Origin of the sequence: Chamaesiphon sp., assembly GCF_041737865.1 — a bacterium.
Lineage (GTDB): Bacteria > Cyanobacteriota > Cyanobacteriia > Cyanobacteriales > Chamaesiphonaceae > Chamaesiphon.
Genome location: NZ_JBGSQZ010000254.1, coordinates 1 through 3,113 on the forward strand (window position 1 = coordinate 1; position 3,113 = coordinate 3,113).

Below are 3,113 nucleotides of genomic sequence, written 5' to 3' on the forward strand. Positions count from 1 at the left end.
TGTTCTCTCAACATTTGAGCTGTCTGTGCCCAACGACCATAGTCTACTCTTAACATCTTTGCGTTGACCTCAATTTACTCCTCAGAATCAGATTGTCTCATACTTTGAAAACTATGGGTTTGAAGTTGGACGGGGTTTAGCAGTGAAACCGTCATCGGTATCACCATATTTATCGGTAGAAATTGCGTTGAGACAATACCCAACACGACTACGCTCAGGCTCATTGTTGCCAAGCCCGAATTGATACCGAAAAAGCCAGAACGCCTTCTCAGTGCCCGATTGACAACTAAACGATCTCTCGATGGTAGCTTATTATTCATTAGCCGTTAAGATCGATCGAGGATTAAGTCACCATTGCGTCGGTAATCTTGGCGGATGTAAACAATAGTGCCACTAATACCAAAACATTTAGGATGCACTTACCCGCCCCCGAAAGATCTTCTCTTTCGTAGGCTTGATAGCCTGTGTATGATTGCCAAGATATAACCGCCCCCACCAGCAAAATAATCGACCAGGGAATCAGATCGAGAAATGCCAGTAATAATGGTTGAACCGCAGTAAGCGTGGTGGCTGATAAAAAAGCTGTGGCTTGCTGTTTGATGTACGCTGTCATCGGTGCGAATAAAATCGCTGCATCCGCAGGTCGATCGAAGTCGCCACGTAATAGTAATGCCGTAGTATTAGCAATCGTAGTGGTAATAAAAATGTGCTGTCGCTTAATCGCCTTTCGCTTTTTTGCTGGAGTGGTGCAAATAAGCATATCGATACCTCCTGTATACGAGTAGCTTTTGACTGCTACAAATAAGGTTAATGGGATCTGTGATGAGTTAAGTAAAAACTAGAATTATTCGGAGAGTATTGAAACTAAATCGGAATAATTATTAATTATGGATGCCAAATCAAGCGGTTTTGCGTTACCAATCGATGGACTGTGCCGCAAGACCTTAGATATTGAAGTCAACTTGTTTACCAATGAGTCCAATGATTACCGATCTCTAACTGCTTAGAAATCAGTAGGCATAAGTATCCGATCCGCCCGAACACTTAGTTATAAAACTACAATTTTGTATGTTTGACTACGAAATACTCCAAAACCTCCAAAATAGTGCCTCAGTACGGAACAATTGAGGAGAAATGTATTACACAGTAAATTCGATAAACACGTAAGCAATTCAGCCAAATCGGGGAAATGTTATAAATCAATTGTTAAAGGAAGTAACTGCATGATATGCTTTCTACCTAATGACCCAAATGTCATGTCTCCTTTTGCCAAACATTTTATGCAAAAATGTGAAAAAGCCTCATGTAGTTTAAGATACATAGCGCGTTCATGAAAATACTCAATCTCCCTCTGTTAAATCTGTTACTACAGCTTGCCGATCTCGCTCTAGCCACTCATTCAAAATGTATATGTCCGCGTCCGAATGAGGATCGGCTCCTCTGTAGCGACAGATCGATCGCCCATTCTCTAGTACCCGATCGAGATAAACTATATTGAGTCCGAACAACCTTACTATCCTTTGCGCGGCAGATGCCAACCGAGTTTTCCTCGTAATTTTCACGCCCAATCTCATCAGCTCGAATCGATGTTGATATAAATTCTCAACCCAATCAGTTAAGTTTGCCGGACTGAGAATCTTGGATGAACCCAATACGTGAGGTATATTTAATTTATCTAAAATCTCTAGCTGCTTGCGGATTTTTACTCGCTTGTAATTGGCTAATCTGCTTGAAGTGAAGTAAGGCAGGTATTCACGACCGATTGAAAAGTAATAATAGAGCTGTAGCTTTTTATACTTATCTCTTTGAGCTTCTTCGATCTGTGCTGGGGTGATTATTCGATTTGGATCTTTCCTTGGTCTGCCTTTTTTACCCTGACTCATTGACTGCTAAAAAGTTATCTGAAATTGTACAAATAATTATCTACAGATTTTGCGACAGTTTTAAGGTAATATAGGAAATATCTTTACTCACATCCTAAGAATTACATAATACCACGATTGTAATATTCCAGACGACCCTACGACCTCACCCATATTAGGGCGAAAGCCCCCGAACCAAGGTTCGAGAGCTTTCTACGATACTATTTGCTGCTTTAAAGATTTGTTGTTTTTGCCGACTACTATCTTTAAGGCTGCGACTTAGTTCTACTTTATCATGCGGTTGGATATTTATCTAGTTTTTTTGAAAATTACTAGCCAACTGAGATCGGATACCGACCTTGCTCTACTTGTGACAGTTATGAATTTATTCGTGCTTGCAGAAATTACTAACAAACTTCACCCTTTGCAGTACGCATGTTCTGTACAGGGTGCTGGTAAATCTGTTCGCAGTTTAATTCAGCCCGATTCGGGTAATAACTGGTTTGAAAGATTGTTAGAGATGCCCATCGTCCCTTTGAATTGTGCGTTACGACAGTTTGACTCGTTCGATTACTTGTCGTACTAATACTTCATGCTGGATTCAAGCATTTTAGACATTAGATCTTACTTCTATGTATGGTTGATACGGGATAACTGTAAAACCTGCAATATCACACCATCTAATAATCAATCGGTCAAGTAAGGAAATTAGAAATTTAGCATAGAGCTAATCCAACCGATCCGATTGATATTAAGCAAGCAAGCATCGATAAAGTAGAACTTTTCCGCCACAGCAAAATAGCATCAAGATCGCCCTAGTTACTTACCCTAACTAGCCGTCATGATCCAAAGTGCATTTTCTCACTCCAAATTCAATTCCTATAGAGGTTTAGGTAACACCTGCCCCGTCTGTGCTAGCACTTCGGGGAAATGTCGTTGGCAAAATTACGAGCTGTCCGCCAAAAACGGTAAAATTACCCCCACCATCAAAACCCTGTGCATGACTGGGGCGGGTGGATATGGCAATCCCGACTATCATTATTTCAATGACACCCGCGACGGACAATGGGGCGTATATATCCCCCTCGTCGATTGGAACGAGCATCGCGGCTTATATCGTCAAGCGACCCCAGCAGAACGCGAACGCTGGATTCGAGAGCAACAGGCAAAGCGCGAAGCATTACTCTCTGCTGAAAACCAACGTCGAGCAGAATCATTACCAGCCCTAGAAAGAGACATTGCAGCACGGGC

3 protein-coding genes and 1 pseudogene are annotated in these 3,113 nt (G+C 41.6%); 1 reads left to right on the forward strand and 3 read right to left on the reverse strand.

Annotation, left to right across the window (positions count from 1 at the left end; all coding sequences use genetic code 11):
• Positions 1-74: 74 nt before the first annotated feature.
• The 3 genes from ACEW9J_RS19105 to ACEW9J_RS19115 form a co-directional block, all read right to left on the reverse strand.
• The gene (locus tag ACEW9J_RS19105) at positions 75-320 is read right to left on the reverse strand and encodes a hypothetical protein (RefSeq protein ID WP_373546683.1); all 246 of its coding nucleotides are present in this window, start codon (positions 318-320) and stop codon (positions 75-77) included.
• A 23-nt stretch (positions 321-343) separates the two neighbouring features.
• Positions 344-760 carry a hypothetical protein gene (locus ACEW9J_RS19110; RefSeq protein WP_373546684.1) on the reverse strand — a complete coding sequence of 139 codons (417 nt, stop codon included), beginning with the start codon at positions 758-760 and terminating at the stop codon, positions 344-346.
• 580 nt (positions 761-1,340) lie between these two features.
• A complete protein-coding gene (locus tag ACEW9J_RS19115) occupies positions 1,341-1,883 on the reverse strand; it encodes a hypothetical protein (protein ID WP_373546685.1) in 543 nt (180 codons plus the stop codon).
• An 820-nt stretch (positions 1,884-2,703) separates the two neighbouring features.
• Here ACEW9J_RS19115 and ACEW9J_RS19120 point away from each other — a divergent pair.
• A pseudogene (locus ACEW9J_RS19120) lies at positions 2,704-3,113 on the forward strand (hypothetical protein); the annotation flags it as partial.